This is a genomic window from Nocardioides panacisoli (assembly GCF_039537325.1).
GTDB classification, from domain to species: Bacteria; Actinomycetota; Actinomycetes; order Propionibacteriales; family Nocardioidaceae; genus Nocardioides; species Nocardioides panacisoli.
This window is the reverse complement of sequence record NZ_BAABAH010000025.1, coordinates 1-23982: the sequence shown is the minus strand read 5'-3', so window position 1 is coordinate 23982 and position 23982 is coordinate 1. Positions and strand designations below refer to the sequence as shown.

Sequence of the window (23982 nt, the reverse complement as noted above, 5' to 3'; positions counted from 1 at the left end):
CGCCATCACCGGCGAGCTCCTCCGAGACCTCACCATCGACACCAACACCGACTACCAACCCCGCAAATGACCAAGATCCGAACCCACTCCGTGGGTTCGGATCTTGCAGATGTCCTGAGACATCACACGGTCGGGCTGACAGGATTTGAACCTGCGACCCCCTGACCCCCAGTCAGGTGCGCTACCAAACTGCGCCACAGCCCGATGCCTGGGCTCGAGGAGCCGAAGCGCAGCGAACGTTACAGCAGCCGTCGCCGACGCCCCGAATCGGTCAGGCCGTCAGTTCCAGATCTCACGGATCGGCGGTGCGTCGGCGGCATTGCGCAGGGCAGGGAGGCCGAACAACGCCTCGATGGTGTGCAGCACGTTGTAGTGGTTGATCCGCTGCGCGTAGTTCCCGGTCTGGACGTGGGCGCCGGCGAGCGCGGTGTAGATGTGGTTGGTCGGGCCGTCGTCGTCCTCGTCGAAGGTCACGAGCAGCAGGCTGTCGTGCTCGCGCGCCCAGGCGACGTAGTCCTTGAAGTGGCTCTTCAGCCAGCGGTTGCCGTGCCGGACCGAGCAGTCGTGCATGTCCGAGCAGAGGTCCGGGATCACGAAGGCGACGTCCGGCAGGCTCGAGTAGTCGCTCGGGAACGACGAGTACGGCCGATGGGTGCCCTGCCGGAAGGAGCTGAAGTTCACCCAGGGTGCGTGCTTACGGGCGTAGCGGCCCGACGTGCACCCCGTGTAGCCGGCGCTGGGCAGTCCCTCGGAGTACGCCCGGAAGCTGTGCCCGGTCCTGCGGAGCTGGCGCGCCAGGTGACCGCCGTGGAGCGACAACGGGCAGGCGTCGGAGCCGACGTCGAACGTGCTGCCGCCGAACAGCGCGAGGTAGTTCGGCTCGCTCGGGTGCGTCACCGCGTGCGACCGGGTCATCTCGGCGCCGTGGTCGGCAAGCCGGACGAAGTAGGGCGCGCCCTCCTTGATCTGGGAGTAGCTGTGGTTCTCGAAGACGACGACCACGACGTGGTCGTACGACGGCAGCGCAGCCGGCGCGGCGCTCGCGGTGCGGTCCGCGGAGCTGAGTCCGAGGGTCGCAGGCCGGTCGGTGGGGGAGGAGCACGCACCGCTCAGGAGGGCCAGCAGGACGGCGGGGACCAGAAGGGCTCGACGCACCCGAGCGACCCTACGTGAGCTCTGCGTGCTGCCACGGTTGGCGGCGGCGTGTCCCAGGAGCAGACTCGCGAGCATGCGTCGTCGTACCGCCGTCCTGACCGTCGCCGCTGTCGCCCTCGTCGGGTGCGCGTGTGCCTCTGCCAGCAGCCCGGGGGGCGCCGCGCCCGCCCCGGCGGCCAGGGGGGACGTCGGCAGCTGCCCGACGTTCCCGGACGACAACTGGTGGCACGCCGACGTCTCCGGCCTGCCCGTGCACGCGCGCAGCGACGCGTGGATCGGGCACATGTCGCCCGGCGTCGACCTGCACCCCGACTTCGGCCCGACGCGGAAGTACGGCATCCCGGTCACCGTGGTCGACGGCGACCACCGCAAGGTGAAGGTGCGCTTCCAGTACTCGGACGAGAGCGACCACGTCCGCTACCCGCTGGGCAGCGACACCCGGATCGAGGGTGGGGCGAAGGCGTCCGGGGACCGGCACGCGATCGTCGTCGACAAGGACTCCTGCACGCTCTACGAGACCTGGCACACCAAGAAGCTGGACGACGGCTGGCACGCGGGCTCCGGAGCCGTCTGGGACCTTCGGTCGAACGACCTGCGTCCGGAGGGCTGGACGTCCGCCGACGCCGCGGGCCTGCCGATCCTGCCCGGACTGCTCACCTGGCCCGAGGTGCGCGACGACCACATCGATCACGCGATCCGGTTCACCGTCGACGTCTCGAGCAAGCACCACATCTGGCCGGCGCGGCACGACGCCGGGTCGAAGAGCTCCTGCAGCTATCCGCCGATGGGTGCGCGGTTCCGCCTGAAGGCGGACTACGACGCGAGCGACCTGGGCGACGACGCGCAGCGCGTGGTCGCAGCCATGAAGAAGTACGGCATGGTCCTGGCCGACAACGGCTCCGACTGGTTCTTCCAGGGCGCGATGAGCACGGCGTGGCCCGACGACCTGATCTCGGACCTGAAGACCATCCCGGCCAACGAGTTCGAGGCGGTCGACACGGCCGGCATCATCCCGGCGGACGGCGACCCCTGCTGACGCGGTCTTTGCGGCTCCGGTGACGCGCGTCACAATCGGGGCATGCCGTTCTACCGCGCCGTGGGGGAGATCCCGCCCAAGCGCCACACCCAGCACCGCACGCCCACCGGCTCGCTGTACTACGAGGAGCTGATGGGGGAGGAGGGCTTCTCCTCCAACTCCTCGCTGCTCTACCACGTCAACATCCCCAGCGCGGTCGTCGAGTACCGCGCCTGGGAGCTGCCCGACCAGTCGCTGATCCCGAACCACCCGCTGCTGCCGCGCCACCTCTCCACGCACAAGCTGTTCGAGGAGGATGACAGCGGCGTCGATGCCGTCACGGGCCGCCGGCTGCTGCTCGGCAACGGCGACGTGCGGATCTCCTACGTCGTCGCGGACGCGCCGAGCCCGCTCTACCGCAACGGCATCGGCGACGAGTGCCTGTTCGTCGAGGAGGGCGGCGCGTCCGTCGAGACCGTCTTCGGCGACCTCGAGGTGGCGAGCGGCGACTACGTGATCGTGCCGCGCGCGACGACCTTCCGGGTCGTGCCGCGCGGGCGGGTGCGGATCTACGTCATCGAGGCCAACTCCCACATCGGACCGCCGAAGCGCTACCTCTCCCGCTTCGGCCAGCTGCTCGAGCACGCGCCATACTGCGAGCGCGACCTCCGGCTGACCACCGACCCGCGCGTGGTCACCACCGACGAGCCGGTGGACGTCTACATCAAGCACCGAGGCAACGGCGGAGGCGGCATCGCCGGCACCGTGCACACCGTTCCGCACCACCCGTTCGACGTCGTCGGCTGGGACGGGGGTCTCTACCCCTACGTCTTCAACGTCCGGGACTTCGAGCCGATCACCGGCCGGGTCCACCAGCCGCCGCCCGTGCACCAGGTCTTCGAGGGCCACAACTTCGTCATCTGCAACTTCGTGCCCCGCAAGGTCGACTACCACCCGCTGGCCATCCCGGTGCCCTACTACCACTCCAACGTCGACTCCGACGAGGTGATGTTCTACGTCGCCGGCGACTACGAGGCCCGCAAGGGATCGGGGATCGGACCGGGCTCGATCAGCCTGCACCCCGGCGGTCACGCGCACGGCCCGCAGCCGGGGGCCTACGAGAAGGCGATCGGCGCGGAGTTCTTCGACGAGCTCGCGGTCATGGTCGACACGTTCCGTCCGCTCGACCTCGGTGAGGCGGCGCGAGCCAGCGACGACGGCGTCTATGCCTACTCCTGGACGCAGGGACCGCAGTGACCGATCGACCGGGCCTGTTCGACCATCTCTACGACGATGCCGCGATCTTCCCGCCTGGTGATGCCTCGCTCGAGGCCGCGGTCCCCGCGCACCGCGCGTGGCTGGCCTCTCCCCACGCGATGACGGTCGGCACCTTCGTCTGCAGCGCCCCGCGGCTCGACGACCTGGCCCGCCTCGGCCCGGACTTCCCGGTCTCGGTGACCGTGCCGGACGGGCCCGGTGCCCTGCCGGGCGTGCTCGACCGGGTCGACATCGACGTCGCCTCGGTCGAGGTGCCGCTCGACCTCGACGGCTGGCCGGAGCTCGAGGGAGCCGTGCACCGCACCGAGGTCTACGCCGAGGTGCGGCTCGCCGACCTGAGCGTGACGCTGGCTGCGCGGCTCGCGTCGGCCGGCATCCGGCTGAAGGTACGCACCGGCGGCGCCGACGCCGCGATGTTCCCGACCGCGGCCGCACTGGCCGAAGGCATCGTGACCGCGGTCCGCGCGGACCTGCCGTTCAAGCTCACTGCCGGGCTCCACCACGCACTGCGGCACCGCGACCCCGCCACCGGGTTCGAGCACCACGGCTTCGGGAACGTCCTGGCCGCGACTGCGGCGGCGGTGGGCGGCGCCGGCCCGGAGGAGGTGGCTGTGATCTTGGACGACACCGATGCCGACACGGTCGTGACGACGCTCCGCGCGCTGTCACCGGCCCAGAAGGGTTCGGTCCGGAGCCGGTTCCGCTCGTTCGGCACCTGCAGCATCCAGGAGCCGCTCGAGGACCTGGCGGCGCTCGGGCTGCTCCCGGCGACGACGGGGACCGGCGCATGACCCGGCTGGAGGTCTCGCACGACGACCTCTTCGGCCTCCACAACCTGCCCTACGGCGTGTACTCCGTCGACGGCGCCGCACCGCGCGTCGGGACGCGGTACGGCGAGCACGTGGTCGACCTCGCCGTGCTGCTCGGCGACGACGTCTTCGCCGAGCCGACCCTGAACGCCTTCATGGCGCAGGGCCACGAGCGCTGGGTCGCGGTGCGCGCCGCACTCGGCGAGGCGCTCGGGGGCGAGGTCCCCGAGGAGGCGGTCCACGACGTCGGCACCGTCGCCCTGCACCTGCCGTTCGAGGTCGCCGACTACGTCGACTTCTACGCCTCCGAGCACCACGCCTCGAACCTGGGCCGGTTGTTCCGGCCGGACAGTCCCGATCCGCTGATGCCGAACTGGAAGCACCTCCCGGTCGGCTACCACGGCCGCTCGGCGTCGGTGGTCGTCTCGGGCACGGACGTCATCCGACCGAGCGGGCAGCGGAAGGGGCCCAACGACCCGGCGCCGGTGTTCGGTCCGTCCACCCGGCTCGACATCGAGGCCGAGCTCGGCTTCGTCGTCGGGGTCGGCAACCGGATGGGGGAGCCGATCGCAGCGGCCGACGCGGACCAGCACATCTTCGGGGTCGTCCTGTTCAACGACTGGTCGGCCCGTGACATCCAGGCCTGGGAGTACCAGCCCCTCGGGCCGAACCTCGGCAAGTCGTTCGCGTCCACGGTCTCGCCGTGGGTGGTCCCGCTGCTGGCGCTCGACGCCGCCCGGGTCCCCACGCCGAAGCAGGACCCGCCCGTGCTGCCCTACCTCGCGCTCGACCCGCCGTGGGGTCTCGACATCGACCTCGAGGTGGAGTGGAACGGCGACGTCGTCAGCCGCCCGCCGTACGCCGAGATGTACTGGTCGCCCGCGCAGATGCTCGCGCACCTGACGGTGAACGGGGCGCCGACCCGCACCGGCGACCTGTTCGCCTCGGGCACCGTCTCCGGCCCGGACAAGGACCAGCGCGGCGCCTTCATCGAGCTCACCTGGGGCGGCCGCGACCCGGTCACCGTAGCGGGCGCGGAGCGCACGTTCCTCGAGGACGGCGACGAGGTGGCGCTCACCGCGACCGCACCCGGCGCCGACGGCTCGCGGATCGGATTCGGAGAGGCACGGGGACGCGTCATCGGGAGCAAGTAGCCTCAGGCCGTGCTCTCCGCCCGTCGTGTCGCGAACGCTGCCGTCCACCTCGCCTGGCGACGCCTGCAACGGGTGGGGGACATCGGTCCGCACACCCGCGCGGCCGACCGGTTCGGGTCGTTCGGTGAGGGCAGCTGCGTCGGCTTCCCGCTCGACACCCTGTACGGCGAGTCCGCGATCCACATCGGCGTCGAGACCCTGATCGGGCGCCAGTGCACGCTGGCGGTCGGCTACGGGCCGACGCAGCAGGTGCTGCCGGCGCGCGGCCTGGTGATCGGTGACCGCTGCGTGATCGGAGCCCGGGCGTGCATCACGGCGCACAGCTCGATCGAGATCGGCGACGACGTCTGGTTCGGCAAGGACGTGTTCGTCTCCGACGCCAGCCACGGCTACCAGGACCCCGAGACCCCGATCGGCCGCCAGTTCGGGTCGCACCAGCCGGTGTCGATCGGCAGCGGCAGCTGGATCGGCCACGGCGCGATCATCCTGCCCGGCACCACGATCGGACGGAACGTCGTCGTCGCCGCCGGCTCCGTCGTCCGCGGCGTGGTGCCCGACCTGTCGGTCGTCGCCGGCGTGCCGGCGCGCGTCGTGCGGACCTACGCCCCGGGCACCGGCTGGGCACGGGACGCGGCCACCGCGGCCTCGACGGCCGGCAGCGCGGCGCTGTAGAGGAACCCCTGCACCTGGTCGCACCCGCGCGCGCGGAGGTAGTGCTCCTGGTAGGGGGTCTCGACCCCCTCGGCGACGACCTCCATGCCCAGCGCGTGCGCCATGCCGATGATCGCGTCCACGATCGGCGCGTCGCCGTCCTCCGACCGGATCTCCTGCACAAAGGCGCGGTCGATCTTGAGCTTGTCGATGGGGAAGCGGGTGAGGTAGGCGAGGCTCGAGTAGCCCTGCCCGAAGTCGTCGACCGCGATCGAGACCCCGAGCTCCCGCAGCGCGCTCAGCACCTCGATCACGTTCCACCGGTCGTCCATCAGGATGCCCTCGGTGATCTCGAGCTCCAGCTGCTCCGGGGAGAGGCCGGACCGCTCCAGCGCGGACACGACCGTGTCGACCCAGCCGGCGCTGTGGAACTGCCGGGGGGAGGCGTTCACCGCGAGGCGCAGCTTCCGGCCCAGCGTCCGCTGCATCTCCGCGACGTCGTGGCAGGCGTGCTCCAGCACCCACCGGCCGAGCTCGACGATCATGCCGCTGTCCTCGGCCACCGGGATGAACCGGTCGGGACGCACCGGCCCGTGGACCGGGCTGTACCAGCGCGCGAGCGCCTCGAACCCGACCACGTCGCCCGTCACCAGGTCGATCTGCGGCTGGTAGGCGACGGCGAGCTCGTCGGACCGCATCGCCACGCGCAGTGCCGAGGCCATCGACGCCCGTTCGTTGCTCTCGTCGAGCATCGGCTCGGCGAACCAGGCGAAGTTGTTCCGGCCCGCGGCCTTGGCCTGGTACATCGCCGTGTCGGCGAGCCGCAGCAGCGCCGACGGGTTGTCCCCGTCGGTCGGGTAGACGACGCCGCCTGCGCTGACGGTGATCGCGAGCTCGGTGCCCTGGATGGCGAGCGGGGTGGTCAGCGACTCCAGGAGGCTCTGCACGTCGGCCGTGAGCTTCGATGCGTCGCGCACGCCGGTGAACACGATGACGAACTCGTCGCCACCGAGCCGGGCGACCATCTCGGCGTTCGGGATCCACCGCTTGAGCCGGTCCGCCACCCGCAGCAGCAGCACGTCGCCGGCGTGGTGGCCCATCGAGTCGTTCACCCGCTTGAAGTGGTCGAGGTCGATCAGCACGAGGACCACCTGGGTGCCGTCGGTCGCGGCCTGGTCGATCGCGCCGACCAGGTGCCGCACCAGCATCGAGCGGTTCGGCATGTTGGTGAGCGCGTCGTGGTTGGCCATGAACAGCACGGCGGCCTGCGCCTGCTTGCGCTGGGTGATGTCGTAGGCGACGGCGAGGTAGCCGGTGGTCGCGCCGTCGTCGCCGCGGAGCCGGGTGATCCCCTCCGTCACCGGGACCGTGGTGCCGTCGCTGCGGACGTAGTCGCGCTCGCGCTCGCTCCCCGACCGGGACGCCAACGAGGAGGACAGCTGACCCGCGTCGCTGTCGGCGTCGAGGCCGACGACGCTCAGCGGGCGGCCGACCAGCGCCTCCCGCCGGTAGCCGAGCAGCTGCTCCGAGCCGGGGTTGGCCGACACGATCAGGCCGGCGGGGTCGGTCGCGATCACGCTGAACGGGATGCTGTCCAGGATCGACCGGCGCAGCCGGTCCTGCTCCTCGGCGCGTACGCCGAGCCGCTCGGTGATGTCGATGACGGTCGCGAGCACGAACTGGTCCTCGCCGATGACGATCGGGTTGAGGCCGATCTCGACCGGCATCTCCGAGCCGTCCTTGCGGAGCCCGTAGAGCTCGCGGCCGGCTCCCATCGCACGCCGGCTGGGCGCGTGGAAGAACCCGCTGCGCACCTGGTGGTGCGTCGAGCGGAAGCGCTGCGGGATCAGGTCCTCGATCCGCATCTCGAGGAGCTCGTCGCGGGCGTAGCCGAAGGCGCGCTCCGCCTCGGTGTTCACCAGGACGATCCGACCTGCGGGGTCGACCATCAGCATCGCGCTCGGCGCGGCCTCGATGACCAGCCGAAGGCGACGCTCGTGATCGGTCTCCCCGCCCCGGGGCCCCTCCGTGAGCCGCTCCATCCCCCGCCCTTCGTCGTGTCGCGTGGCACGCCCGACAAGCGGGTCGTGACATCGACCTTCCAAGACTAGTGTCGGCAGCGGAGATACGAACCTGAATGCACGCTCTCGCACGGCGTTGTGTCTTCAGGATTTCGGGACAGCGGGCGACCGGGCTCGCTACGCTTGTCCCGGGAGGGTATCTATATGGGAGGGTTCAAGCGCGCCGTCGGCGCGCTCATCTTGTCGTCCGCAGGCATCGCCGCGGTCGCGCTCTGGTGCGCCGTCGCTCTGGCGACGCCGTCCTCACCGCTGCGGCTGCAGGAGAGCACGCTCGGTTTCGTCCACGTCCTCTATGACCTGCAGCGGCCACCGCTCGGCGTGGTCGCCATCGCTGTCGGCATGGCGCTGGGCTTCGCGGTGTCGGTCATGGTCATGGAGCGCCGCGTCGCGGTGTCCGCCCGCCGGAGCGACCGGCCCCGGATGCCGCTGGCGCCGAAGCTGGTGATGGCCGCGACCCGCGGTGTTTACGCCGGGCCCGTGACGGTGACGGTGGTGATCCCAGCCCACGACGAGGAGGGGCGGCTCCCGGCGACCCTGTCGTCGCTCCGCGCCCAGACGCTGCCGCCGGACCGCATCATCGTGGTCGCGGACAACTGCAGCGACGACACCGTCGGGGTCGCACGGGCGGCGGGAGTCGAGGTCTTCGAGACCGTCGGTAACACGCGCAAGAAGGCCGGCGCGCTCAACCAGGCGCTGCGTGACCTCCTCCCGGGCCAGGGCGAGAACGACCTGGTGATGGTGATGGATGCCGACACGGTCCTCGGCGACGACTTCCTGCTGGCCGCGGTGCGCCGGATGACCGGCGACCGGGCCCTGATGTCGGTCGGTGGCCTCTTCTACGGCGAGGAGGGCGGCGGCGTGCTCGGCCAGTTCCAGCGCAACGAGTACACCCGTTACGCCCGCGACCTCCGCCGGCGTCGCGGCATGGTCTTCGTGCTCACCGGCACGGCCTCGGTGTTCCGTCCGCGCGCGCTGCGCGCGGTCGCCGACGAGCGCGGCCGGCTGCTGCCCGGGATCCACGGCGACGTCTACGACACGATCGCCCTCACCGAGGACAATGAGCTCACCATCGCGCTCAAGAGCCTCGGCGCCCTCGTCATCTCGCCCTCGGAGTGCACGGTCGTCACGGAGATCATGACGACGACGAGATCGCTGTGGGTGCAGCGGCTGCGCTGGCAGCGCGGTGCGCTCGAGAACCTCGCGGAGTACGGCCTGCACACGCAGACCTGGCGCTACTGGGTGCAGCAGCTCGGCATCACCTACGGCATCTTCGCCCTCTTCGCCTACCTATCGATGCTGCTCATCACCTTCCTGGCGCTCGACAGCTGGGTCTGGTTCCCGTTCTGGCTCGGCATCGGCGGCGTGTTCGCCGTCGAACGGGTCTTCACCGTGTGGCGCGGTGGGTGGGCCGGCCGGATCCTGGCGGCGCTGGTGCTCCCCGAGCTGGGCTACGCGGCATTCCTGGGCGCCGTGCACCTCAAGGGGATGTTCGACATCACGTTCGGCCGCAAGGCCGAGTGGCACCACGCCGACGCGGCGCTGGTCGCAGACAAGGAGACCGCCGCATGAGCGTCCTCGGAATCCTGCTGCCGGAGGCGGTCGTGCACTCGCGGACGTTCGCGGTGCTGGCCGGCTTCGTGGCCATCAACACGGTCATGTACGTCGCCCTGTCCATCGGCAAGACGCTGCCGCGCCTCTACGTGAGCGAGATCATCCCGCGCCGCTACGAGCGCGGCGAGACGCGAAGCATCTACCCCGACGGCCCACGCTAGATGCTCGTCGTCTCGCCGTCGCCGTGCCGCGCAGTGCGGTTGCGGCCGGCGGCCTTCGCCCGGTAGAGCGCGGCGTCGGCACGACCGAAGGTCTCGACCAGCCCGGTCGTGGCATCGGCCTCGGCGATCCCGAAGCTCAGTGTGGGAAGCGGCGCGTCCACCCGGGTGGACGCGAACCGCTCACTGATCCGCTCCGCGACCTCCTCGGCACGGCTGCCCTCGGTGAGCAGGATCGCGAACTCGTCGCCGCCCATCCGGCCGACGATGTCGCCGGTACGTACCGCGCTGCGGCAGGCCTCTCCGAACGCGGCGAGCGCCCGGTCGCCCGCCAGGTGGCCGAAGCTGTCGTTGATCTCTTTGAAGCCGTCGAAGTCCGCGATCAGGATCGCCGCCCCGGCCGGGGAATCGGTGCGCGCGAGCACCGCCTCGGCCTGGCTGAGGAACCCGCGCCGGTTGAGCAGCCCGGTGAGCTCGTCGCTGGCAGCCTGGCGCGAGAGCTCGGCCGTGCGCTGGGCGTGCGCGAGGTTGGACATGCTGAAGGTGACGACGACGAGCAGCACCAGCAAGAGGAGGGTCGTCACCTCGGAGCCGAAGAGCGCCTCGAACACCGCGTGGTCGGGGCCCACCGCGACGAAGGCGATCGCCCGCCCGAGGTAGAAGACGGCCATCAGGCCGGACACCAGCGCGAGCGCCAGCGCCTCGGTCGCGTGCTCGTCGCTGCGTCCGAGGTCGCGCCACGCGAGCCAGGTCTCGCGGCTGGCGAGGCCCATCATCGAGGCGACGCCGAGCAGGAAGAACGGACCACCCGCCCACTTGTCGTGCGCGGGGTCGTCGAGCAGCGAGACGACGAGCACCACGAGCGGCGCAGGGAGCAGGTAGCCTCGTCGGACGTCGTGGCCGCGCAGGCTCTGCGCAGCCGCCCACACGCCCGCTGCACCGCCGACGGCGAGGGCGTTCGCGGTCGGGTTGGCCACGGCCTGCGCGGGGGTGCCGTTGAACAGGTACAGACCCGCGCTCACGACGAAGAGCGCCAGGGAGCCGATCCACCAGCCCGTGAACGTGGACCGGGACCGCCGGTAGGTCGCGAAGTAGAACAGCACGAGCACAGCGACCGCCACCACGGCGAAGGCGACGCGCAGGCTCACGGTGTCCAACACGGTAAAAACGTATCGGCGAATATCCTCCGGACATGAGCGACCCGGACTGGACACCGCCGATTTCTGCCGGATCCCGGCTCGAGGGCTTCGCCGAGCTCGCATCGACGTACGCCGGTCGTGAGCTGTCGGCCTCCGACGCGGCGGGCTACGACGAGCTGTGGCGCTGGTCGGTCGACGACCTGGACGGCTTCTGGCGGGCCGTCGCCGAGCACCTCGGCCACCGGTTGCCAGGTCCGGCCCTCGCCGTGGAGCGGATGCCGGGCGCGGTCTGGTTCCCGGAGTCGCGGGTCAACTACACGGCCGCGGTGTTCGCGGACCGGCCGGCCGACGAGGTGGCGGTCCTCGGCGTCTCCGAGGACCCGGACGCGACCACGGCGCTGACCTGGGCCGAGCTGCACGACCGCGTGGCCGGGCTGGCGGCGACCTACCGCCGGCTGGGGATCGGTGAGGGCGACCGGGTGGTCGGCTACCTCCCCAACTCGCCGGACGCCGTCGTGGCGCTGCTGGCCGCGGCGAGCATCGGAGCCATCTGGTCGGTGTGCGGGATGGACTACGCGGCGTCCGCCGCTCTGGCCCGGTTCCAGCAGCTCGAGCCCAAGCTGCTCGTGCACGCGACGTCCTACGGCCACGGCGGGCGCACCCACGACCGCCGCGACGTGGTCGACGAGCTGCGCGCCGGGCTGCCCTCGCTGGCGGCGACGTTGGAGACGGGGAGCACGGCGTGGGACGCGGCGCTCGCCGTCGAGGCGGAGCTGGAGCCGGTCGGGGTCGCCTTCGACCACCCGCTGTGGGTGCTCTTCTCCTCGGGCACCACCGGCAAGCCGAAGGGCATCGTGCACGGTCACGGGGGCGCGATGCTCGAGCAGGCGAAGGTGGCGTCGCTGCACTACGACCTCGGCCCCGGCGAGCGGCTCTTCTGGTACACGACGCCGTCGTGGATGATGTGGAACTTCGTCGTCGGGGGCCTCCTCGTCGGCGCCTCGATCGTCGCGTACGACGGCAGCCCGGCCTACCCCCGCACCGACCAGCTGTGGGCGCTCGCCGCCGAGCACGGCGTCACCGCGCTCGGGATGAGCCCCGCCTACGTCGCGGCGTGCCAGAAGGCCCGCGTCGGCCCCGCCGCCCACGACCTGTCCCGGCTGCGCCGGGTCGGCATCTCCGGCTCGACGTTCCCCGCGGTCAGCCACCGGGCGCTGCAGGCGGAGCTCGGCCCCGACGTGCAGATCTGCTCGATCAGCGGCGGCACCGACGTGGTCAGTGCCTTCGTCGGCTCGGTGCCGACCGTCCCCGTCTGGGCCGGCGAGCTGTCGCGACCGTGCCTCGGCGTCGCGCTCGACGCGTACGACGCCGCGGGGCGCTCGGTGCACGGCGAGGTCGGGGAGCTGGTGGTGACCCGGCCGATGCCGTCGATGCCGGTGATGTTCTGGGACGACCCGGACGGCGAGCGGTACCGGTCGGCGTACTTCGACACCTATCCGGGCGTGTGGCGGCACGGCGACTGGATCACGCTCACCGACCACGGGTCGGTCGTGATCCACGGCCGCTCCGACGCGACCCTCAACCGCAAGGGCATCCGGATGGGCAGCGCCGACATCTACGAGCCGGTCGAGGCTCTTCCAGAGGTCAAGGAGGCGCTCGTCATCGGCGTGGAGGAGCCGGACGGTGGTTACTGGATGCCGCTGTTCGTCGTGCTGGCCGAGGGTGTCGAGCTCGACGCCGCGCTGGACCGCCGGATCCGTGAGGCGATCAAGGTGCACGCCTCGCCCCGGCACGTGCCCGACGAGATCTTCGCGGTGCCGGGGGTGCCGCACACCCGCACCGGCAAGAAGCTCGAGGTCCCGGTGAAGAAGGTGCTCGCCGGCCAGGACCTCACGGGCGCGCTGGACCCGGGCTCGGTCGACGCGCCCGAGCTGCTCGACCACTACGCCGAGATCGCCCTCAGGCGTCGAGCACGGCCCTGACCTCGGAGACCAGGTCGAGCTGACGGCTCTTCTCCACGAAGCGGGACGCGCCGGCCGCGAGGGCCTGCTCCGCGACGGTCTCGGTCGAGAAGCCCGACAGGACGATGATCCGCATCCCCGGCGCGGTCGCGCGCATCATCGGGATCGCCTCGAGGCCGTCCATCACCGGCATCGCGAGGTCCATGACGACCACGTCGGGAAGGTGCTCGATGGCGAGGGCGACGGCGGACGCGCCGTCGCCGGCCTCGCCGACCACGTCGAATCCTGCCTTCTCCAGCTGGAAGCGCATGAGGGTGCGGATGTCCTCGTAGTCGTCGGCCAGCAGCACCCGCGCCGCCGGGAGCGGGGCCGCCGCCGGCGTCCCCGCCGCCACCAGGCTCTCGCGGCTGCGGACCAGGCTGCCCGGGGTGGCGACGGGGAGGTCCGCGCCGAGCAGCAGGTCGCTCATCATGGTCCGCGCGGCCGCGAGGGTCTGGTCGAGGTGCGTGCCAGCCGCGTCCAGGTCGCCCACGTGCAACGCCATGGCGGCGACCGCCAGGCCCTGGACGATCTGGTCGTTGAGCTCGAACGCCTGGCGGCGTCGCACCTGGGCCTCGCGGAGGTCGGCGGCCAGCCGCTCGCTCTCGGCCTCGGCGAGCACCCGCTCGGTCACGTCGACGCACGTGCCGCGCATCCGTAGCGGTGTGCCGTTCTCGTCGGTGATCACGACGCCGTTGGTCGACAGGTGGCGCACCTCGCCGTCCGGTCGCACGATCCGCTCGATGATCTGCCAGCTGCCGCCGGTGGCGTACGCCTCGCGGTGCATCTCCGTGACCTTGTCGCGGTCGTCGGGGTGGACCATCTCGAGGAAGCGGTCGTAGGACGCGTTGAACGCGCCCGGCTCGTGACCGTAGATGCGGTAGAGCTGGTCGGACCACGAGTTGGTGTCGGTGCTGATGTGCCAGTCGTAGTCGCCCATGTTGGCCAGCTGCTGGGCGTTGTCGACGCGGGCCCGCAGGTCGGTGAGCGCCTGCTGGGTCTTGGCCAGCTCGGCCCGGAGCTCGTCCTCGATCGTCATGTGGTCACCTTCGTCAGGTTGCGGGGTCGTTGGGTCTCGGGTGCGAGGTCGGGGTGCGGAGGGGAGGCCGGCCCGGTCCACGCGGGCAGGGTGATCTCGAAGACGGCTCCCGTCCGGTCGTCGGCACGGTCCAGCGCGCGGATCCGGCCGCCGTGCCTCTCGGTGATCCGGCGGCAGATGCTCAGTCCGAGGCCGGTGCCGGGACGGTCGTCGGAAGCCCGTTCGAACTCCCCGAAGATCCGCTCGTGCTGACCCTCCGGGATGCCGATGCCGAGGTCTGCGATCCGGACCCGCACCTCGTCGTCGTGGGTGAAGCCGCTGACCGTGATCCGCGGCGGCTCGCCGGGCCGCACGTACTTCACCGCGTTGTCGAGGAGGTTGGCGAACAGCTGTCGCAGCAGGGCACGATCGCCGCGCACCACGCCGACGTCGAGGACGACCACGTCGGCGGTGCCGGCCAGCGACCGGGCGAGCTCCCGGGCGAGATCGGTGAGGTCGACGCGCGCCCGGGCGGGGGAGCGGTCCTCCGCGATCGCGTCGGCCAGGATGTCGCTCACCAGCTCGCGGGCGAGCTCGGTGGCGCCGCGCACCTGGGCGACCATCATCGGCGCGCCGGTAGCGGCGACGAAGGGGTCGGCGTTGACCGCGGCGGCGAGCTCGGTGCTCCAGCCGTCGATGACCGCGAGCGGTCCCTGCAAGTCGTGCGCGGCGCGGCGGGCGAACCCGAGCAGTGCCTCGCGCTGCTCGGTCGCGCGCTGTGCGCGCTCCGCCTCGAGAGCCAGGTTGGCCTCGCGGGCGGCGGCCAGCAGCAGTCCCATCAGCAGGGTGATGCCGACGAAGACCTGCGTGAGGAAGGCGGCTGCCCACAGCGGGTGCACGGTGGCGAACGGGCCGTGGCCCTGCATCGTCAGCCAGAACGTGGCCGCGCCGCCGAGGAGGGCGTGCAGGGCGACGACGAGTGGTGGGAAGCGGCTGCCGGCCCACACGGTCACCGCGGGGAGCAGGAAGCTGAGCGGGAGCTCGGTGAGCCCGTCGGCCGCGACGATCCCTGCGGTCGTCGCGAGCAGCGCCGCGAGCTCGACCATCGCGGAACCGGGGAGGAGCATCGGTCGCGGTCGCCGGCGGAGGTGGTCGACGAGCAGCAGGCCGGGGATGCTGGCTCCGAGCACGGCGCACACGTTGCGACCCCACCAGAGCAGGGTGAACCCGTCGGGGACGGTCCCGGACACCAGCCACAGGCCGAGCGCGCCGGCCACGACGCCGACGGCACAGCCGCCGCCCGCACCGAGCAGGAGCCGCACGACCGACTGCGGCGAGCGGAGCGGCGAACTGGTCGCGCCCGTGAGGGCGGGGTCGAGGCGCTGCATCGCGGCGACGGTCGCGACCGTGCCGAGCAGGGCGGACACGACGATCACCGGCACTGCCCGAGCGGGCGTGCCGGCGAGGATCGTGACGAGGGTGCTTGCGGCACCCAGCAGCGAGAGGTCGATGATCCGGCCCGCGCGGCTGCGCCGGCTGAGGATCCAGACGACACCGATCCCGACCGCGGGCCAGATCAACGAGGAGGGACCGCCCTCGGCCACGACAGTGGCACGCCCCACCAGCCCGGCCACCACGAACAGTGCGGCGGCGGCGCAGCTCAGCAGGACGCCCCTGAGGCGGCGATCGTCCACGTTCCCTCCTCGCGCCGAGGCTAGGGAGCCGAGGGGCCCCCGCGAAGGGGTTCGGCCACGAAGTGGCCGACCGATTCCTCCGCATGGTCAGAACGGGCCACGGGAGGTGGTCGGGGCCGGGGTCCTACGATGGCGCAGGTGACAGCCTGGCTACTGCTGGCGCTGGCGATCCTCCTGGTGCTGGCGTGCGGGATGTTCGTGGCCGCCGAGTTCGCATTCGTGACGGTCGACCGCGGCCAGGTGGACCGTGCCGCCGCCGACGGCGACCGGGTCGCCACGGGCGTGCAGAGCGCGTTGCGGTCGCTGTCCACGCAGCTGTCGGGCGCCCAGGTCGGCATCACCCTGACCAACCTCGGCATCGGCTTCCTCGCCCAGCCGGCGATCGCCGAGCTGCTCCGCAGCCCGTTGGAGTCCCTGGGGGTGGGGGGTGGCGCCGTCGGAGCGGTCGCCGTGACGGTCGCCCTCGTCCTGAGCACGGTCGCCACGATGCTGGTCGGCGAGCTGGTCCCGAAGAACGTCGCGCTCGCGCTGCCGATGGTGACGGCTCGCGTGACGCAGGGGCCGATGCGGGTCTTCACCGGTGTCGCGCGGCCGCTGATCCGCGCGCTGAACGGCACGGCGAACGCGATCGTGCGCCGGCTCGGCGTCGAGCCGCAGGAGGAGCTCCGGTCGGCTCGGAGCTCGACCGAGCTGGCCTCGCTGATCCAGCGTTCGGCCGACGAGGGCACGCTCGACGCCGACACCGCGGAGCTGATGGAGCGCTCGGTGGAGTTCGGCACCCGCACGGCCGGCGAGATCATGACGCCGCGGGTGCGCACCCACTCGGTCGAGGAGAACGACCGCGCCAGTGCGGTGATCGCTCTCGCACGGGAGACCGGGCACTCGCGGTTCCCCGTGCTCGACGACAACGACACGGTCGTCGGCACGGTGCACGTCAAGAACGCCGTCGCGCTTCCCGTTCACGAGCGGGCCACGACCCGGGTCAAGCACCTGATGGCCAAGCCGATCGTCGTGCCCGACTCGCTGCGGCTGGACCCGCTGCTGGGCATCCTCCGCGGGGAGGGCTTCCAGATGGCCGTGGTCCTCGACGAGTACGGCGGCCACGCCGGCATCGTGACCCTCGAGGACGTGGTCGAGGAGATCGTCGGCGACATCGCCGACGAGCACGACCGGCTGGGCAGCCGCGGCCGGCTGCGCCGCGACGGCAGCTGGGCCCTGTCCGGCCTGCTCCGCCCGGACGAGGTCGAGGACCTGACCGGCGTCGCCCTGCCGGAGGGCGAGGACTACGACACCGTGGCCGGCCTGGTGGTCAAGGTGCTGGGCCGCGTCCCGGAGGCGGGCGACGTCGCCGAGATCGGCGTACGCGACCCGGACGACGACGAGACCGAGCAGCTGCGCATCGCGGTTCTCACCGTGGAGCGGATGGACGGGCTGCGGGTCGACCGGCTGTCGCTGCGCCTGGTGCCGGCCGTGGGGGAGGGGGCGTCATGAGCCCGCTGCTGGCGATCGGCGTGACGCTCCTGCTGCTCGCGGGGAACGCCTTCTTCGTCGCGACCGAGTTCGCGCTGGTCTCCGCGCGCCGGAGCCAGATCGAGCCGCTCGCCCAGAGCGGCTCCCGGCTCGCCCGCACCACCTTGCGCGCGATGGAGCACATGCCGTTGATGATCGCCGGCATCCAGCTCGGCGTGACCATGTGCTCCCTCGTCCTCGGCGCCGTCGCGGAGCCGGCCGTCTCCCACCTGCTCGAGCCGGCGTTCGAGGCGGTGCACGTCCCCCACGACCTGCTGCACCCGGTCGCCTTCGTGGTCGCGCTCAGCGTGGTCGCGTTCCTGCACGTGGTGCTGGGGGAGATGGTGCCGAAGAACCTGACGCTCGCGATGCCGGACCGGGCGGCGCTGGTCCTCGGCCCGGTGATGCTGGCCTTCCTCTCGCTGCTGCGGCCGGTGATCGTCGCGCTCAACGCGACGGCGCACGGCATCCTGCGGCTGCTGCGGGTGGAGCCGCAGAGCGAGATCAGCAGCACCTACACCCGGGAGGAGGTCGCGGCGCTGGTCGAGGAGTCGCGCGGCGAGGGGCTGCTGGAGAAGGACCAGTACGACCGGCTCGCGGGCGCGCTGGGCTTCACCGAGCGGACGGTCGCCGAGGTGACCATGCCGCCGGCGTCGCTCGCCACGGTCCGCCGCGGCTCGACCGGGGCCGACGTCGAGGCGCTGTGCGCCGCGACCGGGTTCAGCCGGTTCCCCGTCGTCGACGGCAGGGCCGGCGCCGAGGAGCTGATCGGCTACCTGCACATCAAGGACGTGCTCGAGCCGGACGAGGCGCGCCGGCAGCGGCCCGTCGCGGACCGCTGGGTGCGGCCGTTCGCGACCGTCCGGCAGGACACGCTGCTCCACGACGCGCTGGAGATCCTGCAGCGTCGCGGCGCCCACATGGCCCGGGTCGTCGACGGCGACGGGGCGACGCTCGGCGTCGCGGCGCTGGAGGACGTGATCGAGGAGCTCGTGGGAGAGATCAGGGATGCGGCGCACAGCGACGACGCGGTCTGAGCCGGTCTGACGAGTTGCCGCTCCCACCGCCTATGGTGTCCACCGTGGACGGCCCGACGACGCGCGAAGAGCCGCCGAGCAATCGGGTCCTCACCCTCCCCAACCTGCTCAGCCTGCTCCGGTTGGCCGGGGTGCCGCTGTTCCTCTGGCTGGTCCTCGGGCCGGAGGCCGACGCATGGGCGCTCGTCCTGCTGGCCGTCTCGGGGATCACCGACTTCCTCGACGGCTGGCTGGCGCGGAAGCTGAACCAGCAGTCCGTCGTGGGGCAGATCCTGGACCCGGTGGCGGACCGGCTCTACATCCTCGCCGTGGTCGTCGGCCTGATGCTGCGCGACATCGTGCCGTGGTGGCTCGCGCTGTCACTGCCGCTGCGCGACCTGCTGCTCTGGGGCCTCGTGCCGCTGTTGCGGACCCGGGGCTACACGGCGCTGCCGGTCCACTTCCTCGGCAAGGCCGCGACCTTCAACCTGCTCTATGCCTTCCCGCTGCTGCTGCTCGGGGACGGCGACGGCACGATCGCCACCCTGGCCCAGGTGTTCGGCTGGGCCTTCGCGCTGTGGGGCATCGGCATGTACTGGTGGGCGGGCGTGCTCTACGCCTGGCAGGTGCGCAAGCTGCTCGCCACGACCGAGCGACGCCAGCACCGGCCCGTGGTGCCGGATGTCTGAGGTCCACCACAAGCACACCCCCGACGCGTTCGAGCGCGTCCGGACACCCCTGCTCACCCTGATCACGCAGGAGTCCCTCGACCAGGACTACGAGGTGGTGGCCCGGCGCGCCGCGACGGCCGACGCGCCCGCCGGCGGTCGTCGTCCGCCCCGAGGCCGCGCCGCCGTGGTCGGCGTGGTCGCCGTGTTCGGGCTGCTGGTGTCGATCGCCGCGGTGCAGACCTCTCGCAACGCCGACGTCGACGACGCGGACCGGGCGGAGATCATCGAGCGCATCGACGCCCGCCGCGACGCAGTCGCCGACGACCAGCAGAAGCTGTCCGACCTGCGCGACGAGAACACCTCGGCGGAGTCGACCCTCGTCGACCTCGGTGACCTGCTCAACCGCACGCAGAGTCAGCTGCGCGGCCTGCAGGCCGCGACCGGCTTCGCCGCGGTCACGGGGCCGGGGATCAAGATCTCCCTCGACAACGCGTCGTACGCCGACGCCACCTCGACGATCCGCGACTCCGACCTCGCCCTGCTCGTGGACGCGCTGTGGAGCGCGGGCGCGGAGGCGATCGCGATCAACGGCCAGCGGCTGACGCCGATGACCGGCATCCGCAACGTCTCGACCGCCATCGAGGTGAACCGGGTCGGCATCGCCGCGCCCTACACCGTGCTCGCGATCGGTGACCGGTCGACGCTGGCGTCGGGCCTGCTCGACTCGGGCAGCGGGCTGGCCTTCAGCACCCTGGCCGAGCAGTACGGCTTCCAGTTCGACGTCGACAACGAGGACGACCTGCGGCTCCCGGCTGCACCCGCCGACATCGGTCGACTACGGTCTGCCAAGACCGAGCCGGACTCGGTCAACCGAGCAGAGGAAGAAGGTACGTCGTGATCGCCGTCCTCGGGCTGCTGGTCGGGATCGTCCTCGGGTTCGTGTTCCAGCCGGACGTCCCGCTCGGCCTCGAGCCCTACCTGCCGATCGCCGTGGTCGCGGCGCTCGACGCCGTCTTCGGCGGGCTGCGGGCGCACCTCGACGGGATCTTCGACGACAAGGTCTTCGTCGTCTCGTTCCTCAGCAACGTCGTGATCGCGGCGGGCATCGTCTACATGGGCGACCGGCTCGGCGTCGGCGGCCAGCTCTCCACCGGCGTCATCGTCGTGCTCGGCATCCGGATCTTCACCAACGTCGCCGCCATCAGGAGGCACGTCTTCCATGCGTAGGCCGGGCCGCTCCCAGCTGATCGTCGCGGTGCTGCTGGCCGTGGTCGGCTTCGGCGCCGTCACCCAGGTCCGCGTCAACGAGACCGACGACACCTACTCCGGACTGCGGCAGCAGGACCTGATCGACCTGCTCAGCGCCCTCGCCAGCGCGCGCCAGCACAACGAGGACGAGATCACGCGGCTGGAGGACGTCCGCGACAACCTCCAGAGCGACACGAGCAGGCGCCGCGCTGCGCTGTCCGAGGCCCAGGACCAGGTCGACAACCTGAACATCCTCGCCGGCCTGGTGCCCGTGACCGGACCGGGCATCCGGATCACGATCACCGAGGACGACGGCACGCTGTCGCTCGCCTCGATGCTCGACACGATCGAGGAGCTGCGGACCGACGGGGCCGAGGCGATCCAGGTGAACGGCAAGATCAGGGTGGTCGCCCAGACGGCGTTCGAGGAGACCGACGCGGGCTTCAGCATCGACGGGCAGGCGGTCGAGGCGCCGTACGTCATCGACGCGATCGGCGAGCCCGCGACCCTCGCGCAGGCGATCGACTTCCCTCTCGGCCCGCGCCAGCAGATCGAGGCCGACGGCGCCCAGGTGACCTACGACGAGCTGGGCTCGATCGACATCGAGTCGGTCCACGACCCGTCCCCGTTGAAGTACGGCGCACCCGAGTAGCCTTCCCCCACCGTCCCGACCTTCGCGAGCGAGGAGAGCCCGTGTACCCCGAAGACCTGTCCTACACCGAGGAGCACGAGTGGCTGCGGGACCCGGGCGAGGCGCCGGACTCGGTGCGGATCGGCATCACCGACTACGCCCAGGAGGCGCTCGGCGACATCGTCTACGTGTCGCTGCCGGAGGTCGGTACGACGGTGGAGGCCGGCAGCCCGTGCGGCGAGCTGGAGTCGACCAAGTCGGTGAGCGACGTCTACGCACCCGTCTCGGGTGAGGTCGTCGCGCGCAACGAGACCCTCGACGCGACGCCGGAGCTGGTCAACAGCGACCCCTACTCGGGCGGCTGGCTGTTCGAGGTCGTCCCGTCCGACCGTGGTCAGCTGGGCGGCCTGATGGATGCGGCGACGTACGAGGCCCAGCTCGAATCGACGGTGTAGGTTCGGGGCAGAGACCTCAATGTGAGCCTGAGGGTTCGACCCCAGCCGTCCACCGCACCGTCCAGTCGAGGAGTACCGATGCCGTTCTGCACCGCCTGTGGCCGGCAGAACCCTGACGACGCGCGGTTCTGCGCCCAGTGCGGGACGCGCCTCGTGCCTGCTGTGCCGGACGGGCCGGCCGAGAGCGCGGAGATCCCGTTCGACGCGACCGCCACGATCTCCTTCCCGCCGGGGGAGAAGGTGGAGACCTCCGACCGGGCGCTCAACCCGGTCGACGCGGCAGCCGTCGACGCCCTTCCGGTCGGGCACGCGCTGATGGTCGTCCAGAAGGGGCCCGGCGCGGGCAGCCGGTTCCTGCTCGACCAGGACACCGTGCACGCGGGCCGGCACCCGGACAGCGAGATCTTCCTCGACGACGTCACCGTCTCGCGGCGGCACGCGACCTTCCAGCGCGGCGCCGACGGCACCTTCACGGTGAGCGACGTCGGCAGCCTCAACGGCACCTACGTCAACCGCGACCGGATCGAGACCGTCGCGCTCAAGGACGGTGACGAGGTGCAGATCGGCAAGTACCGGCTGGTGTTCTTCGCCGGCCACGAGGGCGCCTGAGCGGGTGAGGTGCTGATGGGGGTCGCACCGCACGAGGCGCGTCGTCCGGCGCTGCTCAACATCGGACAGGTGCTCGAGGTGCTCCGCGAGGAGTTCCCGGAAGAGGTCAGCATCCCCAAGATCCGGTTCCTCGAGGACAAGGGCCTGATCAAGCCCGAGCGGACGCCCTCGGGCTACCGCAAGTTCTCCGAGCAGGACGTCAGCCGGTTGCGCTACGTGCTGCGCATGCAGCGCGACCACTACCTGCCGCTGAAGGTGATCGGGGAGCACCTCGATGCGATCGACCGCGGCATGGAGCCGCCGCCGATCGACCCGGTCGTGCCCACGGTCCCCACGGTCGCCCGCGGCGCCGACGGTCTCCCGGCGCCCGAGTCGTTCCGCCGCTCCGACCGGGTCCGGCTGTCCCGCAAGGAGCTGCTCAAGATCTCCGGGATCGACGAGGACCTCCTGGTCCGGCTGGAGGAGTTCGGCCTGGTCGCCGCGCTGCCGACCGGTCACTTCGACAGCGACGCGCTGGTGATCGCCGAAGCCGCGCGGGAGCTGGCCGCCTACGGCTTCGAGCCCCGGCACCTGCGGGCGTTCAAGACCGCGGCGGACCGCGAGGTCGGGCTGGTCGAGCAGGTCGTCGCCCCCGTGCGCCGCGGCCGGGACTCGGCGGCGTCAGCGCGGGCCGAGGAGACGATCAGCGAGATCGCGGCGCTCTCGGTCCGGCTGCACGCCACCTTGGTGAAGGCGGGCCTGCGTCGGCTGTGACCTGGCGCAGTACTGTTGACGCATGCGCGAGGTCGACGTACTCGGGGTCCGGGTGGAGATGCCCTCCAACCAGCCGATCGTGCTGCTTCGTGAGGTGTCGGGGGACCGCTACCTCCCGATCTGGATCGGTGCGGTCGAGGCCACCGCGATCGCGTTCGCCCAGCAGGGCGTCGTCCCGCCGCGGCCCCTCACGCACGACCTGATGAAGGACATCCTGGCCGCGACCGGCAACGAGCTGAGCGAGGTCCGGATCACCGACGTCCGCGACGGCGTGTTCTTCGCGACCCTGGTGTTCGGATCCGGCATCGAGGTCAGCGCGCGACCGTCGGACTCGATCGCTCTCGCGCTGCGCACCGGTACGACGATCTACTGCGACGAAGAGGTCCTGAGCGAGGCCGGGCTCGCCGTGCCGGCCGAGCAGGAGGACGAGGTCGAGCGGTTCCGTGAGTTCCTCGACCACGTCTCGCCCGAGGACTTCGAGGCGACCGAGTGAGCGGGAGCCGGCCAAACTCTCAACCTGAAGTTGAGAGTAATGGTTTTCGCGACACGCGCGGCGACGTCTTTGACCGGCCCTCCTACGTAGCCGTACCTTGAATGACGTGAACGAGAACACGCCCGACTCGGTCGACGCAGCCCAGTCCGCCAAGGCCGCTGCCATGGCCGAGGAGCAGGGTCTGCTCTTCACCGACGACGTCTCGCCCCTGCCCAGCGACACCGGCTACCGCGGACCGACGGCCTGCAACGCCGCGGGCATCACCTACCGCCAGCTCGACTACTGGGCCCGCACCGGCCTGATCGAGCCGAGCGTGCGCGGCGCGAGCGGCTCGGGCTCCCAGCGTCTCTACAGCTTCCGGGACATCCTGATCCTCAAGGTGATCAAGCGGCTCCTCGACGCGGGCATCTCGCTCCAGCAGATCCGCACCGCCGTCAGCCACCTCCGGGAGCGGGGGACCGACGACCTGACCCAGGTCACGCTGATGAGTGACGGCGCCTCGGTCTACGAGTGCACCAGCAACGACGAGGTCATCGACCTGCTGCAGGGCGGCCAGGGCGTGTTCGGCATCGCGATCGGCGGCGTGTGGCGCGAGATCGAGGGCACCCTCGCCGAGCTCCCGAGCGAGACGCCGACCCAGGACACCGCCGAGCCGGTGCCGGGCGACGAGCTCGCCGCGCGCCGCGCCGCTCGTACCGCCGGCTAGGTGTAGTTCCCCGTGAGGTTGTGAACGCGGTCGGCGGGGGCGAGGCCTCCGATGCCGGTGTGGGGTCGGTGATGATTGTAGAAGTGGACCCAGTCGGCGTAGGTCGCTGAGCGGGCCTCGTCGGACAG

25 protein-coding genes and 1 tRNA gene are annotated in these 23982 nt (G+C 71.4%); 19 read left to right on the top strand and 7 right to left on the bottom strand.

Annotated features, from left to right (window positions below):
• Positions 1 to 130: 130 nt before the first annotated feature.
• Together ABD709_RS21060 and ABD709_RS21055 are read right to left on the bottom strand one after the other, a co-directional pair.
• Positions 131 to 204 (bottom strand) — tRNA-Pro (locus ABD709_RS21060).
• A gap of 75 nt (positions 205 to 279) precedes the next feature.
• Complete coding sequence (locus ABD709_RS21055) at positions 280 to 1155, bottom strand: alkaline phosphatase family protein (protein ID WP_344779028.1); 876 nt, start codon at positions 1153 to 1155, stop codon at positions 280 to 282.
• Positions 1156 to 1228: 73 nt separating this feature from the next.
• Here ABD709_RS21055 and ABD709_RS21050 point away from each other — a divergent pair, with 73 nt between their 5' ends.
• From ABD709_RS21050 to ABD709_RS21030, 5 genes are read left to right on the top strand one after another with little or no spacing between them, the layout of a single operon-like run.
• Positions 1229 to 2191 carry a hypothetical protein gene (locus ABD709_RS21050; protein ID WP_344779027.1) on the top strand — a complete coding sequence of 321 codons (963 nt, stop codon included), beginning with the start codon at positions 1229 to 1231 and terminating at the stop codon, positions 2189 to 2191.
• A 42-nt stretch (positions 2192 to 2233) separates the two neighbouring features.
• Positions 2234 to 3427, top strand: a complete 1194-nt coding sequence (locus ABD709_RS21045; RefSeq protein ID WP_344779026.1) for a homogentisate 1,2-dioxygenase — start codon at positions 2234 to 2236, stop codon at positions 3425 to 3427.
• The gene (locus ABD709_RS21040) at positions 3424 to 4239 is read left to right on the top strand and encodes a hypothetical protein (RefSeq protein ID WP_344779025.1); all 816 of its coding nucleotides are present in this window, start codon (positions 3424 to 3426) and stop codon (positions 4237 to 4239) included. The genes ABD709_RS21045 and ABD709_RS21040 overlap by 4 nt, the downstream gene beginning before the upstream one ends.
• The gene (gene fahA / locus ABD709_RS21035; protein WP_344779024.1) at positions 4236 to 5411 is read left to right on the top strand and encodes a fumarylacetoacetase; all 1176 of its coding nucleotides are present in this window, start codon (positions 4236 to 4238) and stop codon (positions 5409 to 5411) included. Before ABD709_RS21040 ends, fahA begins: the two co-directional genes overlap by 4 nt.
• A 9-nt stretch (positions 5412 to 5420) precedes the next feature.
• A complete protein-coding gene (locus tag ABD709_RS21030) occupies positions 5421 to 6083 on the top strand; it encodes an acyltransferase (protein WP_344779023.1) in 663 nt (220 codons plus the stop codon).
• Here ABD709_RS21030 and ABD709_RS21025 read toward each other — a convergent pair.
• Positions 6011 to 8104: a putative bifunctional diguanylate cyclase/phosphodiesterase gene (locus tag ABD709_RS21025; RefSeq protein ID WP_344779022.1), complete on the bottom strand. Its 2094-nt coding sequence runs from the start codon at positions 8102 to 8104 to the stop codon at positions 6011 to 6013. The genes ABD709_RS21030 and ABD709_RS21025 overlap by 73 nt on opposite strands.
• 183 nt (positions 8105 to 8287) lie before the next feature.
• On the opposite strand from ABD709_RS21025, the gene ABD709_RS21020 reads away from it, so the two are divergent.
• Complete coding sequence (locus tag ABD709_RS21020; protein ID WP_344779021.1) at positions 8288 to 9712, top strand: glycosyltransferase family 2 protein; 1425 nt, start codon at positions 8288 to 8290, stop codon at positions 9710 to 9712.
• On the top strand, positions 9709 to 9915 hold the full coding sequence (locus ABD709_RS21015) for a hypothetical protein (protein WP_344779020.1): 207 nt from the start codon (positions 9709 to 9711) through the stop codon (positions 9913 to 9915). Before ABD709_RS21020 ends, ABD709_RS21015 begins: the two co-directional genes overlap by 4 nt.
• On the opposite strand, the gene ABD709_RS21010 is transcribed toward ABD709_RS21015, so the two are convergent.
• Entirely contained in the window at positions 9912 to 11072 is a 1161-nt protein-coding gene (locus ABD709_RS21010) for a GGDEF domain-containing protein (RefSeq protein WP_344779019.1), read from the bottom strand. The two genes, ABD709_RS21015 and ABD709_RS21010, sit on opposite strands and share 4 nt — an antisense overlap.
• Positions 11073 to 11104: 32 nt before the next feature.
• Between ABD709_RS21010 and ABD709_RS21005 the strand changes: the two genes are divergently transcribed.
• Positions 11105 to 13033, top strand: coding sequence for an acetoacetate--CoA ligase (locus ABD709_RS21005; RefSeq protein WP_344779018.1), 1929 nt, complete (start codon positions 11105 to 11107; stop codon positions 13031 to 13033).
• On the opposite strand, the gene ABD709_RS21000 is transcribed toward ABD709_RS21005, so the two are convergent.
• Positions 13011 to 14090: a response regulator gene (locus ABD709_RS21000; protein WP_344779017.1), complete on the bottom strand. Its 1080-nt coding sequence runs from the start codon at positions 14088 to 14090 to the stop codon at positions 13011 to 13013. The two genes, ABD709_RS21005 and ABD709_RS21000, sit on opposite strands and share 23 nt — an antisense overlap.
• Positions 14087 to 15763 (bottom strand): ATP-binding protein, encoded by a 1677-nt coding sequence (locus ABD709_RS20995; RefSeq protein WP_344779016.1) that lies wholly within the window; start codon positions 15761 to 15763, stop codon positions 14087 to 14089. The genes ABD709_RS21000 and ABD709_RS20995 overlap by 4 nt, the downstream gene beginning before the upstream one ends.
• Positions 15764 to 15901: 138 nt before the next feature.
• On the opposite strand from ABD709_RS20995, the gene ABD709_RS20990 reads away from it, so the two are divergent.
• The 11 genes from ABD709_RS20990 to ABD709_RS20940 all read left to right on the top strand — a co-directional run bounded on the left by ABD709_RS20990 (position 15902) and on the right by ABD709_RS20940 (position 23854).
• The gene (locus tag ABD709_RS20990) at positions 15902 to 17254 is read left to right on the top strand and encodes a hemolysin family protein (RefSeq protein WP_344779015.1); all 1353 of its coding nucleotides are present in this window, start codon (positions 15902 to 15904) and stop codon (positions 17252 to 17254) included.
• The gene (locus tag ABD709_RS20985) at positions 17251 to 18309 is read left to right on the top strand and encodes a hemolysin family protein (RefSeq protein WP_344779014.1); all 1059 of its coding nucleotides are present in this window, start codon (positions 17251 to 17253) and stop codon (positions 18307 to 18309) included. The genes ABD709_RS20990 and ABD709_RS20985 overlap by 4 nt, the downstream gene beginning before the upstream one ends.
• A gap of 32 nt (positions 18310 to 18341) precedes the next feature.
• Positions 18342 to 18977 (top strand): cardiolipin synthase ClsA, encoded by a 636-nt coding sequence (clsA, locus tag ABD709_RS20980; RefSeq protein ID WP_344779013.1) that lies wholly within the window; start codon positions 18342 to 18344, stop codon positions 18975 to 18977.
• Positions 18970 to 19857 (top strand): DUF881 domain-containing protein, encoded by an 888-nt coding sequence (locus ABD709_RS20975; RefSeq protein WP_344779012.1) that lies wholly within the window; start codon positions 18970 to 18972, stop codon positions 19855 to 19857. Before clsA ends, ABD709_RS20975 begins: the two co-directional genes overlap by 8 nt.
• A complete protein-coding gene (locus ABD709_RS20970; RefSeq protein ID WP_344779011.1) occupies positions 19854 to 20186 on the top strand; it encodes a small basic family protein in 333 nt (110 codons plus the stop codon). Before ABD709_RS20975 ends, ABD709_RS20970 begins: the two co-directional genes overlap by 4 nt.
• Entirely contained in the window at positions 20179 to 20859 is a 681-nt protein-coding gene (locus tag ABD709_RS20965; protein ID WP_344779010.1) for a DUF881 domain-containing protein, read from the top strand. The genes ABD709_RS20970 and ABD709_RS20965 overlap by 8 nt, the downstream gene beginning before the upstream one ends.
• 41 nt (positions 20860 to 20900) lie before the next feature.
• The gene (gene gcvH / locus ABD709_RS20960; RefSeq protein ID WP_344779009.1) at positions 20901 to 21293 is read left to right on the top strand and encodes a glycine cleavage system protein GcvH; all 393 of its coding nucleotides are present in this window, start codon (positions 20901 to 20903) and stop codon (positions 21291 to 21293) included.
• Between the two features lie 78 nt (positions 21294 to 21371).
• On the top strand, positions 21372 to 21902 hold the full coding sequence (locus ABD709_RS20955; RefSeq protein WP_344779008.1) for a double zinc ribbon and FHA domain-containing protein: 531 nt from the start codon (positions 21372 to 21374) through the stop codon (positions 21900 to 21902).
• A 15-nt stretch (positions 21903 to 21917) separates the two neighbouring features.
• Positions 21918 to 22655, top strand: coding sequence for a transcriptional regulator FtsR (ftsR, locus tag ABD709_RS20950; protein ID WP_344779007.1), 738 nt, complete (start codon positions 21918 to 21920; stop codon positions 22653 to 22655).
• A gap of 22 nt (positions 22656 to 22677) precedes the next feature.
• Positions 22678 to 23148: a bifunctional nuclease family protein gene (locus ABD709_RS20945; RefSeq protein WP_344779006.1), complete on the top strand. Its 471-nt coding sequence runs from the start codon at positions 22678 to 22680 to the stop codon at positions 23146 to 23148.
• Positions 23149 to 23311: 163 nt separating this feature from the next.
• Positions 23312 to 23854: a MerR family transcriptional regulator gene (locus tag ABD709_RS20940; RefSeq protein WP_344779030.1), complete on the top strand. Its 543-nt coding sequence runs from the start codon at positions 23312 to 23314 to the stop codon at positions 23852 to 23854.
• On the opposite strand, the gene ABD709_RS20935 is transcribed toward ABD709_RS20940, so the two are convergent.
• The coding region (locus tag ABD709_RS20935) for an integrase core domain-containing protein (protein WP_344779029.1) at positions 23851 to 23982 on the bottom strand (132 nt) is incomplete at its 5' end. The two genes, ABD709_RS20940 and ABD709_RS20935, sit on opposite strands and share 4 nt — an antisense overlap.